Annotated in this window: 21 protein-coding genes; 13 read left to right on the top strand and 8 right to left on the bottom strand. The window is 39.9% G+C overall.

Annotated features, from left to right (window positions below; all coding sequences use genetic code 11):
- Nucleotides 1-16 precede the first annotated feature (16 nt).
- From HPC67_RS08100 to HPC67_RS08075, 6 genes are all read right to left on the bottom strand, one after another.
- Nucleotides 17-1,204: a carboxylate--amine ligase gene (locus HPC67_RS08100; RefSeq protein WP_217587035.1), complete on the bottom strand. Its 1,188-nt coding sequence runs from the start codon at nucleotides 1,202-1,204 to the stop codon at nucleotides 17-19.
- Nucleotides 1,205-1,279: 75 nt separating this feature from the next.
- The gene (locus HPC67_RS08095) at nucleotides 1,280-2,767 is read right to left on the bottom strand and encodes a Mur ligase family protein (RefSeq protein ID WP_217587034.1); all 1,488 of its coding nucleotides are present in this window, start codon (nucleotides 2,765-2,767) and stop codon (nucleotides 1,280-1,282) included.
- 42 nt (nucleotides 2,768-2,809) lie between these two features.
- Nucleotides 2,810-3,967 (bottom strand): acetoin utilization protein AcuC, encoded by a 1,158-nt coding sequence (locus tag HPC67_RS08090; RefSeq protein WP_217587033.1) that lies wholly within the window; start codon nucleotides 3,965-3,967, stop codon nucleotides 2,810-2,812.
- Entirely contained in the window at nucleotides 3,964-4,614 is a 651-nt protein-coding gene (locus tag HPC67_RS08085) for an acetoin utilization AcuB family protein (RefSeq protein ID WP_217587031.1), read from the bottom strand. The genes HPC67_RS08090 and HPC67_RS08085 overlap by 4 nt, the downstream gene beginning before the upstream one ends.
- Nucleotides 4,615-5,268, bottom strand: coding sequence for a GNAT family N-acetyltransferase (locus HPC67_RS08080; protein ID WP_217587026.1), 654 nt, complete (start codon nucleotides 5,266-5,268; stop codon nucleotides 4,615-4,617). It abuts the gene before it with no gap.
- 134 nt (nucleotides 5,269-5,402) lie between these two features.
- Nucleotides 5,403-8,357 (bottom strand): transglycosylase domain-containing protein, encoded by a 2,955-nt coding sequence (locus HPC67_RS08075; RefSeq protein ID WP_217587025.1) that lies wholly within the window; start codon nucleotides 8,355-8,357, stop codon nucleotides 5,403-5,405.
- 400 nt (nucleotides 8,358-8,757) lie between these two features.
- On the opposite strand from HPC67_RS08075, the gene tyrS reads away from it, so the two are divergent.
- On the top strand, nucleotides 8,758-10,035 hold the full coding sequence (gene tyrS, locus HPC67_RS08070; protein ID WP_217587024.1) for a tyrosine--tRNA ligase: 1,278 nt from the start codon (nucleotides 8,758-8,760) through the stop codon (nucleotides 10,033-10,035).
- A gap of 339 nt (nucleotides 10,036-10,374) precedes the next feature.
- Here the strand turns inward: tyrS and HPC67_RS08065 are convergent, their stop codons facing one another.
- Together HPC67_RS08065 and HPC67_RS08060 are read right to left on the bottom strand one after the other, a co-directional pair.
- Complete coding sequence (locus HPC67_RS08065) at nucleotides 10,375-11,559, bottom strand: site-specific integrase (RefSeq protein WP_217587023.1); 1,185 nt, start codon at nucleotides 11,557-11,559, stop codon at nucleotides 10,375-10,377.
- 220 nt (nucleotides 11,560-11,779) lie between these two features.
- Complete coding sequence (locus HPC67_RS08060; protein WP_217587022.1) at nucleotides 11,780-12,187, bottom strand: helix-turn-helix domain-containing protein; 408 nt, start codon at nucleotides 12,185-12,187, stop codon at nucleotides 11,780-11,782.
- Nucleotides 12,188-12,341: 154 nt separating this feature from the next.
- Between HPC67_RS08060 and HPC67_RS08055 the strand changes: the two genes are divergently transcribed.
- The 12 genes from HPC67_RS08055 to HPC67_RS08000 all read left to right on the top strand — a co-directional run bounded on the left by HPC67_RS08055 (nucleotide 12,342) and on the right by HPC67_RS08000 (nucleotide 20,341).
- Nucleotides 12,342-12,542: a hypothetical protein gene (locus tag HPC67_RS08055; RefSeq protein ID WP_217587021.1), complete on the top strand. Its 201-nt coding sequence runs from the start codon at nucleotides 12,342-12,344 to the stop codon at nucleotides 12,540-12,542.
- A gap of 16 nt (nucleotides 12,543-12,558) precedes the next feature.
- Complete coding sequence (locus HPC67_RS08050) at nucleotides 12,559-12,831, top strand: hypothetical protein (RefSeq protein WP_217587089.1); 273 nt, start codon at nucleotides 12,559-12,561, stop codon at nucleotides 12,829-12,831.
- A gap of 47 nt (nucleotides 12,832-12,878) precedes the next feature.
- Nucleotides 12,879-13,067 carry a hypothetical protein gene (locus HPC67_RS08045; protein ID WP_217587020.1) on the top strand — a complete coding sequence of 63 codons (189 nt, stop codon included), beginning with the start codon at nucleotides 12,879-12,881 and terminating at the stop codon, nucleotides 13,065-13,067.
- Nucleotides 13,068-13,447: 380 nt separating this feature from the next.
- Nucleotides 13,448-13,729 (top strand): hypothetical protein, encoded by a 282-nt coding sequence (locus tag HPC67_RS08040; protein ID WP_217587019.1) that lies wholly within the window; start codon nucleotides 13,448-13,450, stop codon nucleotides 13,727-13,729.
- A gap of 14 nt (nucleotides 13,730-13,743) precedes the next feature.
- Nucleotides 13,744-14,010 (top strand): group-specific protein, encoded by a 267-nt coding sequence (locus tag HPC67_RS08035; RefSeq protein ID WP_217587018.1) that lies wholly within the window; start codon nucleotides 13,744-13,746, stop codon nucleotides 14,008-14,010.
- A 17-nt stretch (nucleotides 14,011-14,027) separates the two neighbouring features.
- Nucleotides 14,028-14,237, top strand: a complete 210-nt coding sequence (locus tag HPC67_RS08030; RefSeq protein ID WP_217587016.1) for a hypothetical protein — start codon at nucleotides 14,028-14,030, stop codon at nucleotides 14,235-14,237.
- A gap of 317 nt (nucleotides 14,238-14,554) precedes the next feature.
- The gene (locus HPC67_RS08025) at nucleotides 14,555-17,119 is read left to right on the top strand and encodes a DUF927 domain-containing protein (RefSeq protein WP_217587014.1); all 2,565 of its coding nucleotides are present in this window, start codon (nucleotides 14,555-14,557) and stop codon (nucleotides 17,117-17,119) included.
- A gap of 418 nt (nucleotides 17,120-17,537) precedes the next feature.
- Nucleotides 17,538-17,924, top strand: a complete 387-nt coding sequence (locus tag HPC67_RS08020) for a hypothetical protein (protein WP_217587012.1) — start codon at nucleotides 17,538-17,540, stop codon at nucleotides 17,922-17,924.
- A 167-nt stretch (nucleotides 17,925-18,091) separates the two neighbouring features.
- A complete protein-coding gene (locus HPC67_RS08015; RefSeq protein WP_217587010.1) occupies nucleotides 18,092-18,499 on the top strand; it encodes a phBC6A51 family helix-turn-helix protein in 408 nt (135 codons plus the stop codon).
- 529 nt (nucleotides 18,500-19,028) lie between these two features.
- Nucleotides 19,029-19,793, top strand: a complete 765-nt coding sequence (locus HPC67_RS08010) for a hypothetical protein (RefSeq protein WP_217587008.1) — start codon at nucleotides 19,029-19,031, stop codon at nucleotides 19,791-19,793.
- Entirely contained in the window at nucleotides 19,778-20,011 is a 234-nt protein-coding gene (locus HPC67_RS08005; protein ID WP_217587007.1) for a hypothetical protein, read from the top strand. The genes HPC67_RS08010 and HPC67_RS08005 overlap by 16 nt, the downstream gene beginning before the upstream one ends.
- Nucleotides 20,012-20,341 carry a hypothetical protein gene (locus HPC67_RS08000; protein WP_217587006.1) on the top strand — a complete coding sequence of 110 codons (330 nt, stop codon included), beginning with the start codon at nucleotides 20,012-20,014 and terminating at the stop codon, nucleotides 20,339-20,341.
- Nucleotides 20,342-20,356: the final 15 nt, after the last annotated feature.

Here is a 20,356-nt window from a genome sequence, read left to right as displayed (position 1 = left end):
ATCCTTTGTAAATAAGTTATGACCGTCGAGTGACTTTTTTGACGACTTTTCCAGCAAGCTGTTTTGAATATGCAACGGCAGGCTTTGGATCATGAATGTTCCAAATCGCACACGTTTTAGGTCTGAACATAGACTTGACGACAGTTCCAATAGAAAGCTGCTTTGTTTTAATGTAGTCCTTTATAGCCATTAAATCTTCCTGTGCATACCAAAACGCTCGGTTTGTTGTATGTGTGACCGCTTTTGGCTCTAACGGCTGTCCAATAAGCTCCATGTACATAATGTATGGGAAGTTTAAGCCAATATCATGCAGCATATGGTTAAAGTTCGTGATACGCGCATTAATTTCAATGAGATAAAATTCACCTGTCGCTTCATCTTTTTTAAATTCAATCTCAGCAAATCCCTTGTAACCAATACTTTCAAGAAAATTTGCGCCGATTTCGTAAAGCTCTGGAATATGCTTTTGGACCGTATAGACAGACGCACCGAAGTTAATCGGATACTGTCTAAACTTTTGACATGTTGTCCAATGGGTCACTTTAGATGTTTGATCTAAGTATGCATCAAATGTATGCATATGATCGTCAAAGCCTGGAATAATTCTTTGTATGATGACTTCTAAACCTGCCTCTTTTGCTTTGGCAACAGCGTCATTTAATTCATCCATATTATAAACTTTAAACAGTTTGCGTCGGAATGTATTCACAAACGTTGGTGAATCAACAGGCTTGACCAAACATGGAAATTGAATGACTTCTTCAATTTTGTCAGCGAAATGTTCATCATTTAAATAGACGGTTTCAGGAACACGAATGCCTTTTTCGACAGCGAGCTGGTGTAATGTTTCTTTATCCATAACTGTCGTGTAAAGACCTTGCTCCATGTCAGGGAGTAGGTAGTGTTCCTTTAACATATCTAGATGTTGATCAATGATTTCGAGATAAGAGTCGTGACAAGGAATCAAAACAGGCTTAGCATCCTGTTGTTGCGCATAAGAAATTAATGTTTCAATAAAATGTGACGTATCCTCCTTGTAATGCGGTAGGATAAGTTTTTCTGAGCAATATTTAGATTGCGCGCCATACGTGCCTGTGTCTGAATAATCGGCAGCAACTGTATGAATACCTTGTGCTCCGAGACAACGAATGGTACTTAAACCGATATAATAATTATTTCCTAGTACAACAGCTTTATGTTGCATACAAACAACTCCTTGAATTACCATATAATAACGTGCATAAATACCCGCGCATGCGGGAAGATCTCTAACATCATGTTAGGTGATGGCAGATTTGATGTGAGCGCGCACGATGTCTGCCCCAGCATCCATACCTTGACAGCCTGCAAGTAAGACTAAGTCACCGTGTTTTGCTTCTTTAAGTGATGCATGAATGGCATCGGGTAAATCATCAAACAGTGTTACGGTCATACCCGCTTTGGACATCACTTCGAGAAAGGCTTCTTCTTCCTCTTGTGTGACCATATCTCTATCTGTGACATGAGAGATACTTTTGGTTGCGATTATATGATGGATATCGAGCGTTTTAGCCCATTTAACAATTGATTCTGCGTTTTCACGATTAACGACGGGACCGCGCTGTCCACGAATTGCGTAGACCAAATGTAACTGCTCATGGTCCATACGCTGTAATGTTGCCATTGTAATATCAATATTACCTGGATTAGCAAAATGATCGTCCAGTATTTTAATGTCACCATCATGAATAAATTGAAAGCGTCGCTCAACACCTTCAAAGCTTTTGAGCGCTTTTTGAATGACCGGTATCGGAATGCCGAGCAGCAGACCAATCGTAATCGCGACCATCGAATTATACACGGAATGAATGCCAGGAACAGCCATATCAATGTTGAATTCCATAGGTTCGTAAGATAGATATTCATTCACTCTAATGGGTTTAAGAAGCTCAACTGTAAACGATGGGCGTCCTTTTGACATATCCAAATGCTTGCACGTTAAATGACCAATACGCTTATTAACACTGAATGTAATCACATGGGCATTTGTTTGATCGGCTAAAGAAGCAGAGACCTCATCGTCCAAATTTAAAATCGCAAAGGCGTCTTTTTTGGCATGCTTGATGAGTTGAGACTTTGCTGCCACATAATTAGCAAATGAACCGTGTGTATCAATATGCTCACGTCCGATATTATTAAACGTAACGATATCAAAGTCAATATGATCCGTTCTATGCATGTGTTGAGCAGCTGAAGATACTTCCATCGTAACATGTGACACGTGCTTGTCGGACATCCTTTTTAGAAAATACTGTGACTCCAACGACTCTGGTGTTGTGAGTTCAGCTGGGTAAGAGGTATCGCCAATTTTCACATTTACAGTTCCAATTAGTCCTGTTGTAAGCTTGTTAGCTTCTAATATCGCATTGGTCATATATGCAGTCGTCGTTTTACCATTCGTTGCGGTAATGCCAATCATGTTCATACGCTCTGAAGGATTTCCATAATAATATACACTCAATTGAGCAAGGGCAGCACGACTATTTTTGACCTTGTATTGTGGGATGCTAATATCCTTTTGAATCGTTTGAACGATTGCTGCTTTAGCACCGTTAGCGACAGCATTGGATAAATATTGATGACCATCTGTTTTGTATCCGAGAATACACACAAATAAATGCCCAGGCTCAACACGCTGCGAATGATAAGAAATTCCTGTAATTGGCGCTTCGATCGGTTCGTAGCATTCTATAATATCAATTTTATCGAGCAATAATTGAAGATTCATTTAAATGCTCCTTTCAACAAAGAAAAAATGATACGTGATCATCTATGCTTCGGTCTGTGCGTACTTTAATGCATGGCGCAATGTGACTTCATTTTTTTCAATAATATCAGGCGCTCTAGGAATATGAGGCACAATATTTGGCGTGTCATGCCAAGTTGTTGGGAGATCAACTTCTGCTTGATCTTGCCATGTATCAAGCCATCCCTTTGGCAGCAAGCCAGTTTGGACTTGTCCGGTTTTCATGACGCTCCATATTTGCGCCCAAGCACGCGGGACAGTACGCCACATGTCATAGCCGCCCCCACCAGTCGCAATCCATCGACCATCACAATATTCATGAGCGAGTTTATGAGCGAGCAGTGGAATAGCTTCAAACGTCTCCATCGTTGAACATAAATGGGTAAGTGGGTCATAAACATGAGCATCTGCGCCATTTTGAGTCACAATCACGTCTGGTTTAAAAAATTCAATAACATGTCTTAATGCTGTTTCATAACTGTGTATAAACGACCCGTCCTCAGTGAATGCATCAATTGGTATATTAAATGAATACCCATGTCCCATTTTTATGCCACGTTCATTCACATCTCCTGTACCAGGAAATAAATAACGCCCGGTCTCATGGATAGATAGGGTACATACATTAGGATCCTCATAAAAGGCCCACTGCACGCCATCTCCATGATGTGCATCTGTATCAACATACAATACTTTATAATCGTAATGCTCTCTAATATATTTGATAGCAATCGCACCATCATTATAAATACAGAATCCAGATGCTTTATGCTTAAGACCATGATGAAGTCCGCCACCTAAGTTTAATGCATGATCGACTTGCCCGCTTAATACAGCATCAACTGCAGCAAGCGTTCCGCCAACGAGAGAGCTAGCCGCTTCATGCATATGCTGAAAAATGGGGGTGTCTTCAGTATTTAGCCCGTATTGATGTGCGTCATGGTCAGAAAGACTTCCTGTACTTGCTTGTTTAACAGCTTTTATATAACGACGATCGTGAAAAAGTGCCAGCTCATCATCTGTAGCCTGCCTAGGTGTAACAATATCATCTTCATTAAGGATACCCGACGTTTCGAGGAGCTCTTTAGTCAGCTGGACCCGCGTCTGATTGAACGGATGATTAGCATGAAAGTGATACTTTAACATCGTGTCCGAGTATATAAACGCGCTCCGACATGTCATAGCTGTGGCCCCATCTGTTCATTTGGCCAGAGAAGCGTGTAGCCCGCATTCCTTAAATCCTGGATAATGGGAATAGGATTCATGGTCTGAATGCGAAATACAAGAATTTTATAGTTCGGATCATCCTTATATGGATAAATTAATAACGATACGATATTCACATTATGCTGGCCAAATATCTCCGTGACCTCAGGTAAGATTCCAGGTCGATGTGGCACTTTAACTTCAATGTGAGAGCTTTGAACGTGAGTTCCTGTTAATTGAATGAGTGTATAAAGCATGTCCTTCTCTGTAACCATACCTACGAGGCGACCACTTTTTACAACTGGGACACAGGCAAATTCTTGATCGTGAAAAATTCTAGCAATATCTTCAACAAAATCGAGCGGATGAACCGTAACGACAGGGTGGCTCATAATCGTTTCAATAGTCTTTTGCATCGTAATAGAATCTTGACGCTTGTCAAAAATGGATGGACTTGCATCACGAACGTCTCGATCTGAAACGATACCAATGACATGCTTCTGTTCGTCAACGATTGGAATGTGACGAATTCGATGTTCCTGTAACATGCTCAGCGCTTCAGCAATTGAAGCATCAGGTGGTAAAGTCCTGACATTCGTTGTCATAATCTCTTCCACGAGCATTTACAATCCCTCCCTCATAGAACGGTATTGATGACGTGTCAGAAAACGCAGCTGGTCAAATTGTTTTATCGTTGCTTCCTGGACGTTTTTTCCGATACGGACCATCAGACAGTTAGCCGGATGTGAAATAATTTCCGGATCATCAGTTGGTGCAGGTGTAAGCCCGCCCTTAGCCATCATTTTTTCCATCATTTTGCGATAGTCCCAAATGCTTAACCGTGTGCCGTCTAAGTCCCAATGCCAATAATATTCTGTGGATATGACGATATAGTTTTCCATGTATTCATCCATCATGGACACCTCAAGTAGGCCTGAAGCAATTTTAGCGCTTCTGTAAGCTGGGATTACTTCTACAGCCCCGAGCACGATCAGTTCTTCCATATTGAATTCAGACCACCGTTCAAGTGGATCAGCATGTAAGTAGGTTACGTAACCGATGATTGTATCTTCGGTTCTGGCGATTATAATTCGGCCTTCAGGTAAATCAGCGATGCTCTTTAACGCCTCAAATTGCTTTTGCGGAGGTCTAAAAGCTGTGAGCTGTTCATGAAATTCATATTGGTTCAATGTCTTTTCTGAGACCGGCCCTTCTATAACGATGGTGCCGTCGTTTGTTTTTCGTTCGATCGCATGGTGTGTTTTTGTATGATTCATTTTCCCACCACCTAAATCATGATATTGTATCCATTATACAGGAAGATTGCAGTGACGTTTAGTTAAAAGTGAAAAAAGGATAAGAAAAAGACTGCCGCTGTCGGCAGTCTCATTTAATAGTTGGCTGTGCTGGACTAAGGTGTTTGTTCAGTGGTGTTATTTTCTTGGTCAGGTTCACCATTGTTAGTGTTATCTTCACCCTGGTTATTGGAGCCATCCTCACCATTGTCTTCATCTTGATCACCATTTGAATTGTCTTCATCTGAATCATCATTCGAGTCATCATTGTCTTCATCTGGCTGATCTTCTGGCTTGTCAGTCACATCACCAACCGATATTTCATTTGAAGCGGCAGATTCAAGACCAAAGTAGTTGACGGCTTTTATGTGATAAATGCCGTTGCCGTTTCCAACTCGATAAGACGTATCAGTTGTATGACCGATTACTTTGAACGGATCACCTTGTTGATTGGCGCGGTAAATTCGATAACCAATGACATTTTTGCCAGCGGATTTCTTCCATACGAGTTTGGAGCCTGATTTTTTTACGCCTCCAGGAGCTGTCGGTGCCTTACCGTCATTTTTAAGTGTGTCACTCACATGCGTATTCGGTATGCCGATTTTCTTCCAAGCTTCTGGATTAATACGGGAATAAAGTTCGGTTAAGTCATCAAGCTTGTCGTATCCTTTTCGTTTTAAAAACTCTGGATTAAACATGACACCGTCACCTTCGACAAATTCTTTCGGTGTGTTAGGATTTGCGATGACGGCCTGACCATCAACCATGACGTAGCTCCCTTGGATTAAGCTGTCATCCACTTTTTTTGGTGCGTATTTGGCATTAAATAAATCTGATCTAACGAGCCCTACTTTTCTACATAACTCTGATGGTAACATCCCTGAGACTGCACAAACACTTCGTTGCACAAGACCTTCTGGACGTTGAAATCTTTTTTCGGGTAGGACAAGGTCTGGACGGACATCTGCTGCTGCATTGATGAGTGATGCCCAGAGGAGCCCATTTTTTTGATAATATCTTAACGAACATCCTGAGCACTCGAGATCCTGTTGATATTTGTAACCCATCCATGAACCAACTGTTATATTTGGATTACCTCCGACAAACCATAAATCGCCGCGCTTCTGGGATGTCCCAGTTTTTCCAAACCAATCGACATTCGAATGATTTAAATAAGACTTCGCGTAAACCCCTGTGCCCTGTGACATGACGTCACGCATCATATCAACCGCTAAGTAGTTGGTCTGTGGCGAAAATACGGTGTTTTTAACGGGTTCATGTTCATAGACTACTGTTCCATCCTGTGTCGTAATCTTATCAATCATATATGCATCAACAAAGGTGCCATTATTACCGAATGTCGCAAATGCGTTCGTATTTTCTTCAACGGTGATACCTCTTCCCGCAGCACCAATGGATAGCGCCAAATTAGCATATTCATTGTCACCGAGCGTCGTGATGCCCATTGGTCGCAGGTATTGATTTACGATGTTATCATTTGCAAATTGACTAAATAGCCTAATCGTAGCCACGTTGATCGATTGTGTCAGTGCGTGCCGGGCTGATACAAGTCCATTGAAACGTTCATTTACGTTATTAGGTTCCCAGTCCCCCATCTTAAATGGTGCATCTAAAATGGGAGAGCCCGGTTGTGTAAGCCCTTTTTCCATCGCTGCGCCATAGACGAAAGGCTTCATCGTACTCCCGTTTGATCGTGGTGCATTGGTCGCATAATTAATTTGGTTTTCTTGAGTATATCCACGGCCACCAACGAAGGCGATCGTACGGCCAGTGCTGTTCTCGACCATGTAGGCGCCAGTCTCAACACGTTGATCAACATTATTTAATACGTCTCCATTAGGGAACGTGATGTTACCCTTCCAATTGGGTCCATAATGCTCAAAGTTTTTGGCAACTTTTTGTAGGGCATCGTAAACATCTTTATCAATGGTTGAATGAATATTGTAACCATCCATCCGGAGCGCCCGTTTAGCCAATATGTTATATTTCTCTGATAGTTCAGCGTCTTCATTGAGTTCTTCTTTTGTAATACCATCTTCTTTAGCTAAGATGTCTTTAATAATGCCTTCAGCTCGATTTTGTAGCTCAAACGTTAAATAAGGATATTTTTCAAGTGGTGATGTTTTTCGATCTGTAAAATCAGCCGTGATATCATGGGCTAATGCATCCTTATATTCTTTTTCGGTAATGTATGCTTCTTCATACATCCGTTTTAAAACAGACTTCATCCGATTAATGCCAGGCTGTAAACCTTCTTCTGATTTTAAGCCACCGTGATTTTGAAACGGTGTGTAGGCATAAGGGCTTTGTGGAAGACCAGCAAGGAATGCAGCCTGTGGTAATGTCACATCTTTGGCATCAACGCCGAAAATCCCCTGTGCCGCTGTTTGTATCCCTGCAATGTTTCTACCAGAAGCTTCTCTACCGTAAGGGACAATGTTTAAGTAAGCTTCTAGAATTTCGTCCTTATCAAAAAAGTTTTCCAGTCTCATCGCTAGAAGAATTTCTTTTGCTTTTCTTTCGAATGAGACTTCATTTGTGAGAATTTGATTCTTAATTAATTGCTGTGTTAAAGTACTACCGCCTGATTTCGTTGACGCATTTGTCACTTCTTGAACCATTGCACGGACAATCGCTTTTGGCACAATACCATTATGCGTCCAAAAATACTCGTCTTCTGTTGCGATGACGGCATCAATCAAAACAGGTGATACATCGCCTAGCATCACTTCTTCGCGATGTAGATCTGATTGTACATCGCCGAAGTAAATATCATCGGCGAAGTAAAGCTTAGACGTTTCCTCGTAATTATAAATGGCTTGTTCCATACTTGCCTCATCACGAATTGGTTCATCTTTAACAAGTGATGCAAAGTAACCGACACCAACGCCGCCTATAAAAAAGGTACCAATAAAGCCAATAATTAAGAAGAATAGAATGACGTTCCAAGTCACGTCATATGTAATCCGGAATGAGCGTTGGAGTTTTCCAGTGTGCCACAAGTCCAACCATTTTTCTTTATATTTATGATATAATTGTTTTACATCCACACGATAAACCTCCTAAAAGTGCATGTTTCAAAAGGGGAAAGGCCCAACCGTCTATACGGGCGATTAGGACCACCTTCTAAAAAAACATCATTTTATATTATAGCATAATTTTGAAAGTGGGCGTAGACTAATTTTCTATTGCACAAGCTGTTGGAATATGGTACTAATATAGCATTAAGTAAGATCAAAGATGCTAGGTAATGTTTTGAACCAATTAATGCGTGGATGTTGAGCTGCATCAGGTTGACGATTTAGATGAAGGAACAGTCGTATAATAAGTGAGTGTTTGGTCATTTGATTTGTCATCATAAAAGTGTGGTAAGCGAATTTAGCGCGCCCCTTAATCGATTATAAGGGCGGGTTTTTTCATATTAATGATTTAATAATTGGAGTGTGAAGAATGGATATATTGCAGGATCTTGACAAAAGAGGGCTGATCAATCAAACAACAGATTTAGAAGGCTTAAAGAAAAAGCTGGCTACTGAGGAAGTGACATTGTATTGCGGATTTGATCCGACTGGTGACAGCTTACATATTGGTCATTTAGTTCCTTTAACGATGCTCAAGCGTTTTCAGAAAGCAGGCCATAAACCGATTGCACTTGTTGGTGGTGGCACCGGAATGATTGGTGACCCGAGCGGTCGTTCCAGTGAACGTTCATTAAATACGACAGAGGTCGTTAAAGGCTTTAGTGATAAAATTCGTCAGCAAATTGTTCGCTTTCTAGATGTCGACAATAGCAACGAAGAAAATCCTGTTGTTGTTAGAAACAATCACGACTGGTTATCACAAATGACTGTCATTGATTTTTTACGTGATGCGGGTAAACACTTTGGTATTAACTACATGCTGGGAAAAGAGTCCGTATCTGCACGAATTGAACAAGGGATTTCATACACTGAATTCAGCTATATGATTTTACAGTCACTTGATTTCCAAAAGCTTTATGAAGAAGAAAACTGTACATTACAAATCGGTGGCAGTGATCAGTGGGGCAATATTACAGCTGGGATGGAGCTCATTCGCCGGTCACGTGAAGATCAAACAGAAGAGATCAACGTATATGGTCTTACTGTACCGTTAATTACAAAAGCAGATGGCACGAAATTCGGGAAAACAGCTGGTGGCGCTATTTGGCTTGATCCTGTTAAAACGACACCATATGAATTTTACCAGTTTTGGATCAACACTGATGACCGCGATGTTATTAAATTTTTGCAGTATTTTACATTCCTTTCGGATGAGGACATGGAAGCTCTTGAATGGGAAGTGGCTAACCAGCCCGGACAACGCGTCGCTCAAAAGCGCTTAGCTGAAGAAATGACGAGAAGCTTACACGGTCAAGAAGCACTTGATCAAGCGCAAAAGATTACAACAGCTTTGTTCAGTGGTGATTTATCAAGCTTGACAGCTGATGAAATCAAACAAGGCTTCAAGGATGTTCCTGCGAGCGATGTAGAGAAAGCAGATATTGGTCTTGTTGATCTTCTCGTTGAAGCTGGCATTTCATCATCAAAACGGCAAGCTCGCGAGGATATCAATAACGGTGCCATTTACATTAATGGTGAGCGGAATCAAGATGTTTCTCACGTGGTGAGTGGAAGTGACCGTATTGAAGACCAATTTACCATCATAAGACGCGGTAAGAAAAAATACTTTATGATTCAATTTAACTAAACACGAAAAAATCTCGGGTGATGCATCCCGGGATTTTTTTCGTTAAATCAGGTTGATATTAATTTAAAAAATGTTTTCGTAGATTTATTCCATTTAAGATGGGAGTGTGAAGGGGTGCAATGTATTAAACAATTATTACTTAAATGATAGAAGAGACAAAGGGACGACAATATTTAGTATAGAGGCTCATTTACATGGCACAGAAAAACCCTAGAAAGATTTGTATAACAACCTTTCTAGGGTTTAATGATTGCTATTTAAGCAGCAATGTTATTAACGTGAGTAGTGTTCTACAACATTTTAAAGCCTTATATATCAATGCTTTCAGGTTGTTTTAAATTAATTAGCCCCACTTTTAGCCCCACCTAGTAGACTTTCTCTAAACGCATCGACTGCTTTATCCTCTAGTTCCTTAAAGGAATGAGAATAAACATTATAAATCATTTCCACAGTGTTACCTAGACGCTCCGCAATAGTTTTAGGCGGAACCCCTGCGTTAATTAACATGGTTGCATGAGTATGTCTTAAACCATGTGGAGTGATACGTTTGATTTCGATTTCGTGTTTCTTCATTTGAGTGTACAGCCGTTCAAAAAGATAATGTGCTGTGGTCGATCCTATTGGTGAACCACCTTGATGGGAAATGAGCACGTAGTCTTTCTTTTTATTGAGCTTCATGCCGTAAGAAAACTTTGTTTCTACGCACCATTTTTGATAAACTTTTAGTTGATCAACTAATATATCGTCTATAGGAATGGTTCTGTAACTGTTTTTTGTCTTGGGATTTCTGTCGCCGTATCTATCCCTTGTACAATCAACAGTTACAGTTTTTTCATTTAGGTCGATGTTTTCCCACTTCAATCCTAGAGCCTCACCTTTTCTTAATCCGGTATAGGCTAAAATTAAAACAAACGTGTAATTCGTAATGTTGTCATATTGTTTAGCGGCATTTAAAAACACATTTAACTCTTCAGGTGTAAGAAAATTTTTCAATTCCTCATCTTGATCGATCGTGATTTTGTTAAACCTGTTACGTGGAATTATTTCATCCTCAACAGCAGCATTAATCGCAATTTTAAATAGGCGATGGAACAATGTAACCGTATTAGGCTTATATTTTTTCAACAGTTCATTGATATAAACCCTTACATAGGTTGTTTTGTCCAGGTCTTTTAGTTTGTACTGACCTAAAAGGGGCTTCATTTGATACTTTATAGCGTTTTTTCGCTGAAGCCTGGACGTGACTTCCCAGCTGTTGTTGTATGTCTCAAACCATATATCTAACCATTTAGCAACGGTTAATTGATCATTTTCCATCTGTTTAGACTGACCATTTAATGTTGCCGTCTTAACTTCTAACAAAGCCCTTAGAGCTGCCTTTTCTGTTTTAAAACCGCTTTTCTTTTTTTCTTTACGTTTACCTAAACTGTCGTGATACTTATGTCGAAACATCCATAATTTTTCATTGTTTTTATTGAAATAGTAATATACTTCAGGATCTTTTTTTGATTTATACAGTGCCATAGTTATCCTGTCCCTTTCTTTGCGTGAGCAGACGCTTTTAGGGGCTTTTAACTATGCTTGCTGGTTTCGTGTTGATGTGGTCGTTTCAACCGACTACACCAGGCATCACCTCCTTAAAGTTTTCTTCTAGTGTGTATGAGCGAATTGTTCCTAGAAATGGGGTTACTTTTAATAAGGCCGAGCGTTTAGGGAATTCAATCTCACACATGCGCACATGTCTCTACCCCAAAACAGTTTCAATGATCGTAAGAAGCTTTTGTTTTTCCTCTTTTGTAAGCAGCTTGTCCTTATAGAAAGTATCTTTACTACTTGTAAGAATATCGTACAAATTGTACTCGGCACCAAGTCCTAATAAGTTGTGAAAATCCTCTTCTAATTTTGCTTCTTTTTCTTTTGTGAACTCAGTGTCGTATAAATATCCTGCTAGGAACATCAAGTACGTATGATCTATTTCTAGAGCTGAAGCAATCTTGTGTAGTAACTCTGGTTGTGGTATTCCTTTTTTGCCCGTCTCTATTTGCGATAGATAGGGATTTGAGTACCCTATTTTATTTCCTAATTCAGTCAGAGTTAACCCCTTATTGTTTCTTAACTTCTTCAAAATTGCTCCAAACTCTTTTGGATCCATGAAATATCCTCCTCGACTAATATCTACAAAAATTATAACGTACTTGCTATTAGTAAACAACAACAATCCAAGAAAAAATAACTTGCTAAAAGTAAAATATTGGTTTATACTTGCTTTAAGCAAGAAACGACAACAACAAGGAAGGGGGATCAGTGTGAATAATCGTGATGTTAGGAAAGCAATAAAAGACGCTGGAATAACGCAGTGGCAAGTTGCGGATGCATATGGATTGCATGAAGGTAACTTTAGCAGACTTTTACGTAAAGAGTTAAATCTCGAGGAAAAAATTAAAATTTATGAGGCAATTAAGGTTGCTAAAGAAAGATGGGCGGTAGGGCAAACAGTAAATCAGTAAAACGAGGGGGATTAGTATGTCACTTGCACAAATTCACGTTGATGTAGACCAGGAGCAAATCAAAACACATATCAATGATAAATTGGACCAGATATTACATCAAACTCTATTTTTCTGGGATATCAATGAAATGTCAAAACGGACTTGTATGAGTAAATCGTACCTGGAGAATGAAATTCTTCTCGATCCGCGTATGAAGATGCTTGAAAGACGCAAAGAGAAGGGAAAGAGGTTGTGGCCAGTAAATGAAAGCGTGAAAGCAATTAATGAGATTATGAATGATTGGTAAAAAAGAAAAAGGCGTGAGCAGACGCAATAACGAGAGGGGCTTAAACCATGGACCATGCAATAGCAGAGGTAAAAGAGCGCATGCTCTCAACCATTGATTTATGGCAGGGGAGGGTTTCTAAAGAGGAAATAAAACCAGAGATTGTAGCTTATGTAAAAGCCATCAATGAGCTTGAAAAATATTTATATGGCAAGGCGCACACAGATGTAGAAACGGTGCTGTGCTTCTATAAATGAGGTGGTAAAAGTGAAAATCATTAAGATACTTAACAACTATTTTTTCGACAGTGATACAGTCACTATTTCTAGTGCACTTTGGTTCTACGGTGTTGTACTGGTCTTTCTCATTGTTGGTGTAGTATTTATGGTTTTAAATACCGCAATTTAAAAGGGAGCGAACAGGAATGGAAAACAAACGAGGAGGTGTAATTCTGTTGGGACCCTATGACGTTCGTACGATGCTTTTATTATCAAATTTTTCTAACGCAATACTGAACGTCGCACATAGTCTACAAGACGATGAACAATACACTAAGGAGGACGCAAAAAACGATTTATTGGCAATACTGGAATACACAGACAGTGCAGTGATTATTTACGATAGGGAGAGACGTTAAATGGAGAAACAGACAACAAACCTTTTAGCTGAAATGGATGATATTGTAGGCAAGAACATTGTTAATATTGAGGTGCTATCCAATATTGACAGGAAACTGGCACAGCTTGTGTCTGAGATGGATACAGCAATTCACCGTGGGCATGGTCAGGTTTATCTTGAGGAGTATCACCAGGACATAAGCATCTTATCCAAACTGATGTACTTTGTGATGAATGATATGGTCGATGCAAATGAAAGCCTGGAGACGCTGTATGAAGAAGGCGCTCAAATGACGAAATAGGAAGGTAGTGTCGAATGATTAAGGTCGAGATAGATGAGAAAGTAATTGAAAAACTGTACGTTGAACGAATTGAAGATCATATTAAAGAGCTCGATAAAGAATTGATCTTTTGGGACTCAAAGGAATTAAGACGGCGAACAAATCTCTCATGGAACACAATTCAAGATACGTTCTTCTGGCACAAGGATTTTCCAAAGGTAAAGTTAAGCGGAAAATGGTTGTTTCATGCAAAGAAGGCAGAAGATTTTTTGAATAAGTGGTTTGAAGAAAATAGGTCTTAAAAAGGAGAGAGGTAGTTATGTCAGAAAAACGAAAAGAAGCGTTAGGGCTAGTGACTCATGTTGCTAAAGTGGAGAACGCAATAGAACAGATATTTCAACTATTGGATGATGGGGATAAATCCAACAGGGGTATTGCTATGGAACTAGCACTTAAGACTTCTGAAGACCTTGAAGTCATTAAAAGCAAACTAATTGATCTAATAAACCAGGAAAACAAAAAACACTGATGCGGGAACATCAGTGCTAGAATCGGAATACGTGTATCTGAACACTATATCTAAAATTAATTATAGCAGTGTTTCAAAAATTGTACAAATCAAGTAGGGCGTTTTATGAATTGTTCGTCCATTAATAAAAACAACGGGATCCGGCAGCTATATCGCGTGTCGGGTGTGAGGGTCCGCAATTTGCTGACACCTTGCTAAGGTTATGCTTCGAACATAAGAGTCGAAATCGGCCTCCCCATTTAATCAGGAAACACTGACTAAAGGGGAGGCTTTTTATATGAGAAAATTTAAATTTTTAATGGAGGGGTGGGCTTATAATGAGCGAAAATAAAAAAGGCCTTCACCCGGATCAAGGGAAGGCAGGTACGAAGAATCTTGAAATTGTTGATTCTAGTATACCACAGTTTGATGAAATGTTTAACACAGATGTGAAAATAGTAAAACTTAAAGGATTCAGCGACAAAAACAAGACAGGTCAGTATAAAGAAGCGAAAGCTCCAGTAGGATCATGGCAAAAAAAGCCTGGTCTTTCTAGCGAGGAAATCAAGCAATGGATAAATGAAAATGGTTGGATCGGCCTGGTTATCCCTAAAGGGTACGATCTAGTGGACATTGACGATAATAACACGGCAAAAGTTATATTGGAAGGTTTGAAAAAAATTGGATTAAAATTTCACACAGTCAAAACTCCGAACGGATATCACTTCTATTTTAAATCGAGCGGTAAACTCGGAAAACAAAACACTAAATCTTTATCTGTTTGTGGCGCAATGGTTGATTACAGACTGAGTAAAAGAGGATATGTCGTAATTCCATCGCCTAATATAAACGACCGTTCCTGGGAAATAATCGAGAAAAATGACCTCGACACTATGCCCGTGTTCTTTGAAAAGCTCCCTAAGAACTTGGATAAGGAAGAGAATGCTATTTCCCTGCCGATATCGACTGGTAGTAGAAATGACAAAATTCATAAATGGTTAAGTTTCTTACGCGAGGCTAACAAGTGGGAAGCTGATGATATTTGGAGAATAGGTTATTTCATAGCTGAACATTTATGCAGCCCTTCATACATAGAAACTGATGGAGAAGAGGCTCTAAATGAAACAATCAAAAGTGTATTGTCTAAGGATCCGAGCGGAAACGATTACGATAGTAGTACATTGACCATACCGGGGTTAACAACTGACTTAAGTGTGTTAGATAACAGACCAGGCCCTGGAGACACATCACTTCCGTATGGGTGGAAAATAAAAGACGATTCAAAAGCATTGTACAGAACAAGCGGAAAGCTTCCAGAGTTAACATCTCATTCACCGATATTAATTACCGGCACATTTGAGAACTTATCAGATAGAACAATGGGTCTGGTCGTCTCTTATTTAAAAAATAACAAATGGTATACAGTCCACCAAAATAGGGACGTATTCATGACACAAAATAAATTGATCGAACTGTCATCCACTGGATTTCCTGTATCCAGTAACAATGCCCGTAAAATTATTGGTTACCTTGAAGACTATGAAGCTATTAATTCTCAGCAGCTCCCACTGTACAAAGTCAGTGAGCAACAGGGGTTTATAGAAGATGGTTTTCTTATAGGTAATACGTTTATCAATAAACACGGGGTAGAAATAAACCAAATGTCACGAGGATCCGTGACTTTTACAGGTGCGGATAAAGGGGATGCGCAGTTCGTAGAAGGGTTTTCGACAAACGGAAATCTTAATGAATGGATACAAGCGATAGAAAAAATCAAAAAGTATCCTCGAGTGCTAGTAGGTCTTTTTGCATCATTCGCAAGCGTATTGGCCCCTGTTGTAAAATCAAGTCTATTTATCTATGAACTTGCAGGGGAGACATCCAAAGGCAAGACTATTGCGCTTCGAACTTTCGCCAGCGTGTGGGGAAATCCTGATGAAATAGATGGAGGTATCGTAAGAAAGTGGAACACAACACCGGTTAATCTGGAGAGAATGGCGGGAATCGTAAATCACCTTCCCTTGTTCCTGGACGATACAAAAGAAGCGAATGAGCGCTATTTAGCACAGAGTATATATCAGTTAGCAAGCGGTCAGGGTAAGGGGCGAGGCAGTATAAAGGGAACTCAGCGAACAAAGAGCTGGCGAAATGTAATCTTTTCAACGGGTGAACAGAAAATTACCACATTCAGCAAGGACGGAGGTACGGCTGGTCGGACTATTTCAATACTGGGTATGCCGTTCAATGAAGCTAACAAGCAAACTTATAAAACCGTTCATGAACTTGATGCCGCTATTAATGAGAATTACGGTCTTGCAGGTCGTGAGTATATAAAATATTTATTAAAAAATCGGGATATGTGGCCCGAAATGCGAAAGACGTGGATCAAGTATCGGACCTATTTTGCGGATCAAGTTGCTGATATTAATTCTGTGGCAGGACGCCTTGCAGGTTATATGGGGTTAATTGCCCTGGCGGCGGAAGGATTTACAGACGCTTTCCAGGTAGATTGGGAGGTTATGGAGCCACTCGAAGAAGTATGGGAAACGATTGTCAGAGAAAATGTTGAGTCGGACAGGCCATTGGAAGCTATCAGAGATATATTTAGCCACATAAGGGCCAATAGGGCTTACTTTAAAAAAAATCCGAATGACGCGATGTTTGGTACCTGCTGGGGTGAGTGGTTTAGTCAAGATGAGGAGTGGGATGAGGTCAATATGTACCCATCGACGCTTGATCAGGAACTAGAAAAATTGGGTTATGAGCCGAAGGCAATGATAAAAAGTTGGGCTGACAGAGGGTGGCTCAATGTTACGAAAGGTCGTGGTCACAGAAAACAAATTAGAAGAAAAGAAGACCGGGTGGATTTCATCTCATTTAAGAGGGAAGCACTGTCACAATGATTCTGTGACAGTCACAACCCTGTCACGAGGTTATAAGTGAATAGTTGTGACAGAAAAAACCCGTAGTACCAATGAATAGAGTCCATTTGTCACAATGTCACAATGTATTTATTATTTATGGGTTCGTATGAATCGCCTACCACTTAAGTATTTATATTACTTTATATATATATTTTTATACTTCATTATATATGTACTTTTTTAAAGAAGAGTAGTGACATTGTGACAAACCGCTTAAAACCGTTGGTACGACTGGGTTTTAGCGTCACGTAACCACATGTGACAAGTATTATATAGCTTGTGACACAATTACTATAAAGTATCTTAAACCCTTGTAGGACATGAGTTTGTAAGAGAACCAGTCTGTCACACACTACTTGTGACACATTATTTAACTACGTTTTTGGAAGTGATTAACATGGAAAACAACATTCAAATTGAGGGTTACATGTCTAGGAAAGCTATTAGAAAATATTTAGAGCACTATAACGATATTAAAAGAGGAGACTACTCATGGAAAGAAACGACCAGCACCGGTCCTAAAGTATATGATGGAATCTCCGGAGGACAGCTTAATCGAATAATGATTGACCAGGCTATAGAGAAGTTGCCCAAAATAGTTCAGGCATGTTGTCGGGCGCGGTGGATCCACGATCTGCCAGCAAAAGAAACGACAAAGTTATTAAAAATATCCCGTGGCATGTATAACCATCACTGTGCTGCAGCTATCGAACTCATCCATGAACATATAAACGGAAGTACGATCGGCGCAATGAAGCTGTTGCAGGCTATAAAGGATGAGTAACCTACTTCATATATTTTCACATCAAAACTTGACAACGGCGCTGTTTAATGGGAAAATTAAGGTATAATTGAAATACCTGTATTTAGTTTAGGTTTGGCAAAAGTATAAAAAAGGACAAGACGTGGGAAATCACACCTTGTCCTTTTTTTTTATAGGGAGGTGCTACATTGTCATTAGATGCAAGGCATTATAGAGCAATTAATTTCCTGGCCCAGCCGGATCGTGGCGGTTTAACTCTTGAGCAGGTAGCAAAAGAGTGTGGCGTAACTCTGCGTACGATTCACAATTGGAAGAATGATCCTGCGTTCAGCAGAGAACTGAAAAAGACAATTATCCGCTATACCCAGGACGATTTACCAAAGGTTATGAAAGCCATGGTTAAGTCTGCTACTGAAGATCGAAACGCTGCTATGGTTAAGTTGATACTTCAAATGAATGACATGCTTCCTTCAGGATCCGATACTGTAGATGACCGCCTTGGAGGTAAAGCTTCTGTAAATGACATTGAGGATATGCAAAAGCGTATCGAGGAATTCAGAAGTAGGAAAAATAACGTTGTTAAAATGAAGCAATAAGGGTTCAGTGTATTTCACAATATAGAGCATTTCACCCACTGCCACCCTCTCATAGAGACGCGCCCTAATATTTTGAGGGGTATAGGTCTAAACACGTCATACGCTGCTATAGGGTCACACTGTGAAACAATTTATCAGACAACTCGCCAAACCCTTGATACATCAACGTTTTGATTTTCGCTATAATGAACAGTAAACTTACTTTTATGATGTAAAAACGGAAACCGCGTCATATCAACGTTTGAGCGTATTTCTAGTTGACATAATCAGTATTATCGGAAGTCAAATTCAAGCTTTAAAAGGCGAAAAATGAGGGTCTGAAGTCGATACCCCCCCACCCCCGGGGGCTACCATGTTTCACGGGCTACAACTAGTGCATCTGACATCCGAGCATCAAAAAACACTTTGAAAAAATCAACATAATACACGAATTTCGAGAGCCGACTGTAACACTAATGTGAAACGGCTCTTTTTTGCGTTTTACGAGTCAAAATTTAAAATAAAATTTTTTAGAAACGAGGGAAAATAAATGGAACAAACGTTCTATAAAGAGATGGAAGAGTACAAAATACGTGCTTCAAATATCGAGAAACAAATAAAAGACTTGAAACGGGAAAAAGCAAAACTAGAAAAAAGTCTTGTTGAAGCGGGTACGGAATACACAAACATTTTAGCAGATGAAGCAAAGACAGGCGAAAAGGCTGAGAAAGTCAAGCTGAATCAGTTGCAAAAGAAAAAGGAGTCCTTACAAAAGAGCATTGCGCAGTATGACGAGCGTATTTCTTTGATTGAATCGAGTAAAAAAGAGAGTCTCCAGGAACTTATCCCATCTTTACACGATGGGTATAAGCGCGAGTTGGATTTACTGAATAAGAAAATCGAAGTAATGAAAAAGAACATTCTCCCGCAGGCGGCCAAATATTTAAACTATCTAAAATTAGTTGGCGAAGTAAATAAACGTGCGGATCTTCTGCATGAGGATTTTATGCGTGAGGCTAAGAAAGCTACAGATGAACTTGATAATAAGTATAGGTTCGGTCGTAACAAAGTGGACTTAAAGATCTATAATACGCCGAACGAGTCGGAGTGGCAGTATGGGGTGATTATGGGCAGTAGAAATGGAATGAAACACTGGGATGATCAGGATAATGCCCTGCAGAGAGGGACACTTCCTCCACAAGTTGAATTATACAATTTAACAGGTGAAGTTGAACCTGTGGAAACCGAGGCAAGGCGTAAAATCCATAAAGCACAGCAGGAAGAAAGGAAGAAGTCAAAATGGCTAAGGGATTAGAAGCAAAGCAGAACCAACAAGTAAGAAATAACGTTGAAAATCGCTATAGGGCTCACAAGAGAATACTTCAGGATATAAGCAGCGGATTTAAGGAAATTCATGAAGAAAAAGAGAAGGAACCACTGAGACAGTTGGATCCCGACAAAATGAATAGCTTTCAGCTTTTAAGCGAAGGGTTCAAGCGGATGGACGAACAACAAAAAGAGGAGGAAAAATAAATGGTACTACGCATGTTTGAAGGCTCACGTGACGCGTTACTCTCTTATGGAGAATCGAATGTAACCACGAATACTACAAGTGAAGTTATTCATATGCCTGCTGTTAATGAATGTAACATCCTGGTAGAAACTCAGGGCCTCGAGGGGGATGCTGCTCTTTCAATTAAATTTGAGGAATCGGACAACGGTACAGACTTTACAGAAGTCGGCACGTTCCCGGTACATGAAAGCAGATATGGCATTCTGTTCGCAAAACGCAAAAACTACGTACGATACACGCTGCAGGTCAGTGGCACCTCACCTTCTTTGACTGTGGCTATTAAATTTTAAATATAAAACATACGG

Source organism: Lentibacillus saliphilus, assembly GCF_019093865.1.
In the GTDB taxonomy this organism is placed as follows: Bacteria; Bacillota; Bacilli; order Bacillales; family Amphibacillaceae; genus Lentibacillus_B; species Lentibacillus_B saliphilus.
This window is presented reverse-complemented; position numbering and strand designations above follow the sequence as displayed.